The 6159-nt window shown below is 74.3% G+C and carries 6 protein-coding genes; 4 read left to right on the top strand and 2 right to left on the bottom strand.

Annotation, left to right across the window (positions count from 1 at the left end):
* Window positions 1-181: 181 nt before the first annotated feature.
* Both G5C65_RS29325 and G5C65_RS29320 read right to left on the bottom strand, forming a co-directional pair.
* Window positions 182-1735 carry an alpha/beta fold hydrolase gene (locus G5C65_RS29325; protein ID WP_165302070.1) on the bottom strand — a complete coding sequence of 518 codons (1554 nt, stop codon included), beginning with the start codon at window positions 1733-1735 and terminating at the stop codon, window positions 182-184.
* Window positions 1736-1796: 61 nt separating this feature from the next.
* Complete coding sequence (locus G5C65_RS29320) at window positions 1797-2744, bottom strand: LysR family transcriptional regulator (RefSeq protein ID WP_165302069.1); 948 nt, start codon at window positions 2742-2744, stop codon at window positions 1797-1799.
* Between the two features lie 98 nt (window positions 2745-2842).
* Here G5C65_RS29320 and G5C65_RS29315 point away from each other — a divergent pair, with 98 nt between their 5' ends.
* From G5C65_RS29315 to G5C65_RS29300, 4 genes are all read left to right on the top strand, one after another.
* A complete protein-coding gene (locus G5C65_RS29315) occupies window positions 2843-4153 on the top strand; it encodes an MFS transporter (RefSeq protein ID WP_241266137.1) in 1311 nt (436 codons plus the stop codon).
* 106 nt (window positions 4154-4259) lie between these two features.
* Window positions 4260-4436, top strand: coding sequence for a hypothetical protein (locus G5C65_RS29310; RefSeq protein ID WP_165302068.1), 177 nt, complete (start codon window positions 4260-4262; stop codon window positions 4434-4436).
* A gap of 17 nt (window positions 4437-4453) precedes the next feature.
* Window positions 4454-5158, top strand: a complete 705-nt coding sequence (locus G5C65_RS29305) for a hypothetical protein (RefSeq protein WP_165302067.1) — start codon at window positions 4454-4456, stop codon at window positions 5156-5158.
* Window positions 5155-6135 (top strand): DUF6895 family protein, encoded by a 981-nt coding sequence (locus G5C65_RS29300; RefSeq protein WP_165302066.1) that lies wholly within the window; start codon window positions 5155-5157, stop codon window positions 6133-6135. The genes G5C65_RS29305 and G5C65_RS29300 overlap by 4 nt, the downstream gene beginning before the upstream one ends.
* Window positions 6136-6159: the final 24 nt, after the last annotated feature.

The raw sequence follows: 6159 nt of genomic DNA, 5'->3' as shown, positions 1-6159 counted from the left end.
TCCAACGGCGCCTCTCGGGCCCGGTGGCACCACCCCCCAGGTCATCGACTTCCAACAGGGGGGAACAGCCATGCCGGGCCCGGAGGCCAGCAGCCCTCTTGCAGGACCGCGAAGACCATAACGGGGGGGGGCTCCAGGCGCTCCATGTGGGCCTCGCCCCCCCCGGCCGGGTTCGGGGTGTTCAGGGGAGCTCCGCGGTCCGGCGGTCGCGGTATGCCTGGCGGAGCCAGGGGTGGTTCGCCCTCGGGGCTCTGGGGGCTGTGGGCTTGTCGTGCCGGGACATGGTGTGTATGTGCCGGCAGATGAGCCGGATCAGTTCGGGATCGTCGAAGTAGCCGGTGTGGACGAGGACGTCGGCGGCGCCGGACAGCTCCGCGCGCTGTTCGCCCCGGCCGAACGCGGCGAGCCCGTCCAGCGCGAACTGGGCCAGGAGCTGCTGCAGTTGCGGGGCCACCTCCTGAACCCTGCCTGCGCTGCGCCGTTGCAGCGCGTCGTCGAGTTCGGCGGGCATCCCCTCCCCTGACCCCTCCGGTCTGGGGAGGGGCCAGCAGGACACGTATGCGAGGTCGGCGCCGGGCAGGTCGTTTCCCTGGGCGGTGCGCAGCAGCGTGCCGGAGATGAACCGTTGGGCCCGTGGCGCGATCAGCCGGTTGTACAGCCAGTAGAGGGGGGTGAGCAGGGACGAGAAGGGGCGCCTGCCCCGGACGACAGCGGAGAAGTGGTCGACCTCGCGCGGGGGCTTCTTGAACTGCACCGGGATGGGAAGGTCCGGAGCCTTCGGCTCTGCCGGACGCTCGCCCTGTTCTCCAGCAGGGGTGAAGAGCCATGCGTAGTGCGAGGGCGGAGTGGGCGCGGTGCTGCGCATCAGCGCGATGGCCTCGTCATGGCGGGACCACAGGCCCAGCCAGCGGGGCCCGAAGTGGGGGAGGGCCCGCCGGGTGGCGCGGGCGCGGTCGGTCAGCCGGCGGGTGACCCGCAGATGCGCGGCCATCAGCCGGGATACGACCAGCAGCAGGACGCAGGCGGCGAGGAGGGCCGCCACCCAACCGCTCCCGGGGTCGTACTCGCCGAACCCGTTGTACTCGACACCGGGCGCCAGATCGAGGCTCAGGAGGATGACGGGCACGACCAGGAGCCAGGGCAGCTGCCGCGCGCTGTCCAACTGGGGGGTGAGGCCGGGGTTGCCGCCGGCCAGGCTGACGCGTGGATGCGTCCAGCCCCGGTGGTACCAGCGTTGCTTGGGCATGTAGTGCAGAAACGGCGTACCGACGGTGGTCCAGCTCTTCAGACGGGGCAGCCGGAGACGGTCGGGGAGCGCGGGGTCGTCCAGGTCGCAGCTCTTGAACCGACGGGAGAGGCCGGACACGCTCCGCTTGGCCTCGGTGGGGAGGGGCTGGTACCTCTCGTGGAGCAGCTGCGCGGTGATCAGGGCCTCCCAGATCACCGACCCTCCATGGCTGTGGCCCACCAGGTGGTACGGGCGCTCCTCCAGCTCCAGCCGGTAGAGCAGCTCCAGCAGGTCCGAGGCGGCGGCCAGGCGGTCGGTCTGGGTGTTCTTCCCGCTCCAGTGGAACAGGCGCTCGTCCTTGCCGGGCAGGGCGACGCCGGAGGGCAGCTCGCGGGCGAAGTGGTGCCATGCGGTGCTGCCGCGCTGCCACCACCGGGGCCCGTCGTCCCGCTGGTCCTTGTCCTCCGCGAACGTCCCGTGCACGCAGATCACTACGTCGTTGCTCATGGACGCTCATGATTCCCCAAGTCCCGTTCCCTGGGAGGGTATCCGGGCGGGCCGCCGGGTCTCACCGGGGCGCGGCGCCCCGCGAGATCTGCGGGCCCAGTTCCCGGGCCAGGGCCAGGGTCAGGGCGCGGAAGACCGGGATCTCCGGGTGCGGGCGTCCCGCGTCGTCGGCCCGCACCGCCAGGTAGGTGCTCTCCCAGGGCGCGTCGAGCACGGGGACGAAGACGGCGCCGGGCCAGCCGTAGTAGCGGGCGAAGGACTTCAGCCCCGAGCCCGCAGCGCGGCCCGTGACCACCCCCGTCAGCACCTCCTGCGGCGTCAGCGCGAACGCGTCGCCGCGCCGCGCGCCCTCGTCCCCGAAGTACAGGTACTCGGTGAAGGGGCGCGGGGTGTGCGGCGGTACGCGGAAGAACGGGATCGCGGCGACGTCCGCCACCCGCAGGCCCTCCTCCCGCGCCGCCGCGTACGGCGAGGACTCCGGGACGGCCACGATCCGCTGCTCCGTGGTCAGGACGTCGACGGCGACCCGTTCGTCGTCCGGCGCGGGGCGGATGAAGGCCACGTCCACCCGGTCCTCCAGCAGCGCCGAGGAGTGCTCGGTGAAGTCCAGCTGACCGACCTCGACCGGGACGCCGGGGCGTGCGCGGCGGAAGGCGTTGATCGCGGCGGGCGTCAGCTCGGCGGAGCCGTGGCCCATGATGCCGACCCGCAGCGGGCGGCCCTCGTCCGGCCGCCCGGGGGCGCCGCCGGTGCCGGTGAACTCCGCCATGTCGTCCCGCGCCGCGTCCGCGGCCGCGAGCAGCGTCCGGGCGTGCCCGGCCATCCGCAGGCCCGCGGGGGTGGGGGAGACGGGCGGCCCGCGGTGCAGCAGCGGGGCGCCCAGCGCGCTCTCCAGCTTCGCGATGTGCTGGGTGACGGCGGCGGGGGAGAGGAAGAGCCGCGCCGCGGCCCTCCCGAAGTGGCCCTCTTCCACCACCGCCAGAAACGACGACAGCAGACGGAGATCCATACCCCCAGCGTACGCCGCGCCGCGCGGCGGTCCCAGCGGCGTTCACGCATCGTAAACGCGTGCGGCGCGAAGGGCAGGGCGCCCCGTACACAGGGGTGATGACCAGCACGTTCTCCCGATCCGCCGGGCCCGCCGCCGAGCCGCTCACCGAGTCGCCCACCGCGCCGCGCGCCGGGCTGCGTGCGGCCTGGATGATGACGGCCTCCGGCTGGAGCGCCAACCAGTTCTCCTCGCTGCTCGGCTCCTACCGCAGCGGCCTCGGCCTGGCCGAGTCCACGGTGACGGGCCTGGTCGCGCTGTACGTCGTCGGGCTGATCCCCGGGCTGCTGGCCGGCGGGCCGCTCGCCGACCGGTACGGCCGCCGCCCCGTGGCGCTGACCGCGCTCGTCCTCAACCTGCTCTCCAGCGTGCTGCTGATGGCCGGGGCCACCGCCTCCGGCTGGCTCTTCCCGGGCCGCTTCGTGACCGGCGTCGGCGCGGGCGCGCTGCTCGCGGCGGGCAGCGCGTGGGTGAAGGAGCTGTCGAGCCCGCCGTACGCGGCGCCGGACGCGCACGGGTCGGCCGCGCGGCGCTCCGGACTGTTCGTCTCGGCGGGCTTCGCCTCGGGCGGCCTGGTGGCGTCCCTGATCGCCCAGTGGGCGCCGTACCCCCGGGTGTGCGCGTACGTCCCCCATCTGCTGCTGGCGGCGGCGGCCTGGCTGGCGGCCCGTAAGGCGCCCGAGACCGTCGTGCGCGGGCGGGGCCCGCGGGGGCACGGCGCGCACGGTGCCGTCGACTGGTTCCGGTTCCGCCGGGCGATCCTCCCCCTCGCACCGTGGATCTTCGCCGCGCCGACCCTCGGCTTCATCACGCTGCCGGGCCTGGTGGACGGCGGTCTGGACGGCTGGCGGACCGTGTACGCCGGGATCGCCACGGCCGTGGTGCCGGGCGCCGGAATGCTGGTCCAGCCGCTCGCCCGCCGGCTGGCGGCACGGCACCGGATCACCACCGGGGCCGCCGGGCTCGCGGTGATCGCCCTCGGCCTGGCGCTGGCCGTGCCCGCGGCCTCGGCGGCCCAGCCCGCGCCGGCCCTGGCCGCGGCGGCCGTCCTGGGCGCGGGCTACGGCCTGTCCCTCACCTACGGGCTGACCGAGGTGACGGCGCTGGCCCCCGCGGACCGGCTGGCCCGGCTGACGGCGCTGCTGTGGACGCTGGCCTACCTCGGCATGTTCGCGCCATACGCGGTGACGCTGCTCTCCGGCCCCTTCTCCGTGCCGTCCCTGCTGGGCGCGGGCGCGGTGCTGGCGGCGCTGTGCTGCGCGCTGCTGGCCGCGCTGAACCGGCGTGAGGGCGGCAACCCTGCGACGGGGCGCCCCGTACGGGGCGGCGGGCTCGTGTCCACTGCGGACTCCGGCACGATCCGCGGTTGAACCTTCCACGGAATTCCCTGGCGTGCCGCTGCGGTTGCAGGGATTCCGTACGTGCGTTCCACTGGTCTGTGTTGGCGAAATCGCAATTCCCGTAGGGGATGGTGTCATGTCTGCATACGAGTCCGAGACCAGGGACCTCAAGTCGCTGGAAACCGATGTCGACGCCGCTCTCAACCCGGCCGAGGCGGACGGAATCTTCCGGGATTCCCGTGAGTGCGCGGGACTGCTGTTGGTCGTCGGCGGGCTGCTTCTCTCGCCGCCCGCTCCGCGGCCGAAGAAGTAGAAAAGCGGTACGCAGAGATGGAGCAATTGTCGGGAGCAGTCTGCGACCTTGCTTCGGAGGTGGTTTCCGTCCTGCGGGACGGAGACCACCGCCCTGTTGCGGGGGCCGCCGCACAGGACGGTGAGGCGCAGGCGCTGGGGGTCGCGGCGGTCCGGGTGCTGGGGGCCGACGTCCTGCTGCCGAGCGTGCTCTTCCGGCGCAGCCCCGAGGAGGCGGACCTCGCGCTCGTACGGGAGGCCGTGCGCGCGTACCCGCCGGGGGAGGACGCGCCGGTGTCGACGGCATGGAGCCACTGGGGGATGGTGCGCGCCCTGCACCGGGGCCGGGCGCCGGAGGGCGGGCCACGGGAGCCGGATGTGTCCTGGGCGGCTGAGCTGCCCTGGCAGCCGTTCACCCACCAGCTGTCGCTGCTGGCCGCGCTGGCGGTGCCGGAGACCGGCGTGACCAGCGGTGTCGGCCGCGCCGCCGCGGCGCGGCCGGTGGATCTGGCACGCGGGTTCGTCCGCGCCGTGCGGCGGCGGGACTGGCTGCAGGCGGCCGGTGCCGGGCGGTGGCTGGCGGCGCTGGAGTCCGGGCCGTACGCCGGCGGGGTGCCGGAGAGCCTGGGGCTGGACAGCGGGCTGGAGTTCGTCCTGCGGATGGGCGGCGAGGACCCGAGGGTCGCGCTGCACGCGCACGCGGCGCAGCTCATGAGGGGCGGGCACGGGCCGGTGGCCGGGTGACCGCGGAGCTGCTGCGGGACGTCGCGGCCCGCGCGCTGGCGTGGGTGGACGCGCGGCGGGACCGCTTCGCGCTGCCACCGGAGGTGGTGTCCCCCGAGACCGATCTGAACTGGACGCTCAAACCGCTGGGAGAACTCGCTCAGCTCACCGCGTCGATCCGCCGCCACACCGAATCCGGGGACCCCCTGCACGACGGCGCCGGGGAACTGCTGGAATTCGCCTGGCGGGAGACGGGGAAAGGCGCGATGCTGGTCGAGCTGTTCCGCCTCGACCCGCATGCGACCTATCCGCTGGAGATCTACGCCGCGTTTTCCGGCGCCGGTTTCCGGAGCGCCGTATTCGAGGAGTTCGCGGATGTCGTGACCCGTACGCGCTCCTGGCGGCTGCTGGAACAGGACCCGAACAGGCGCCTGGGAATCCTGAACGCCGAGCGGCGCTGCGGGCTGCCGCCGCACGCGCGTACGGAGGACCTGCTGCCGGCCACCTGGCTCGGCGGGCTGCCCGAGCCCTGGACGTTCGAGCGGCACTCCGGATACGCCCTGACCCACACGGTCTTCCACCTCGCCGACTGGGGCGCCGCATCGCACGCTGTGCCGGGCCGGGTGGCCGACTATCTGCACCTCTGGCTGCCCAGCTGGCTGGACACCTGCCTGGACTCGGAGCAGTGGGACCTGGGCTGCGAACTGCTGGCCGTCGGCGCCTGCCTGCCGACGCCCTACCCGGCGGAGCACCGGGCCGCAGCCTGGGGGCGGATCGCCGCGGCCCGCGCGGCGGACGGCTCCCTGCGGGAGGAGGGCGGGGCCCCGGCAGGGGCCGCCTCCGGCCCGGGGCCCGGCGTCGATCTGTCGCCCGACCCGGACGAGGCGACCGCGTTCGCCCACCGCTACCACTCCACCCTGGCCGCCGCCTTCGCCGCCGTGCTGACCGCGCACCGGCTGGGCGACCGGCCGCCGCGAACCACGGGAGCCGCGCCATGACCGCCTCCGCCCCCGCCCCCGTAC

Source organism: Streptomyces boncukensis, from assembly GCF_011045075.1.
In the GTDB taxonomy this organism is placed as follows: Bacteria; Actinomycetota; Actinomycetes; order Streptomycetales; family Streptomycetaceae; genus Streptomyces; species Streptomyces boncukensis.
The sequence above is the reverse complement of the archived record's forward strand: the minus strand, read 5'-3'. Positions and strand labels throughout refer to the sequence as shown.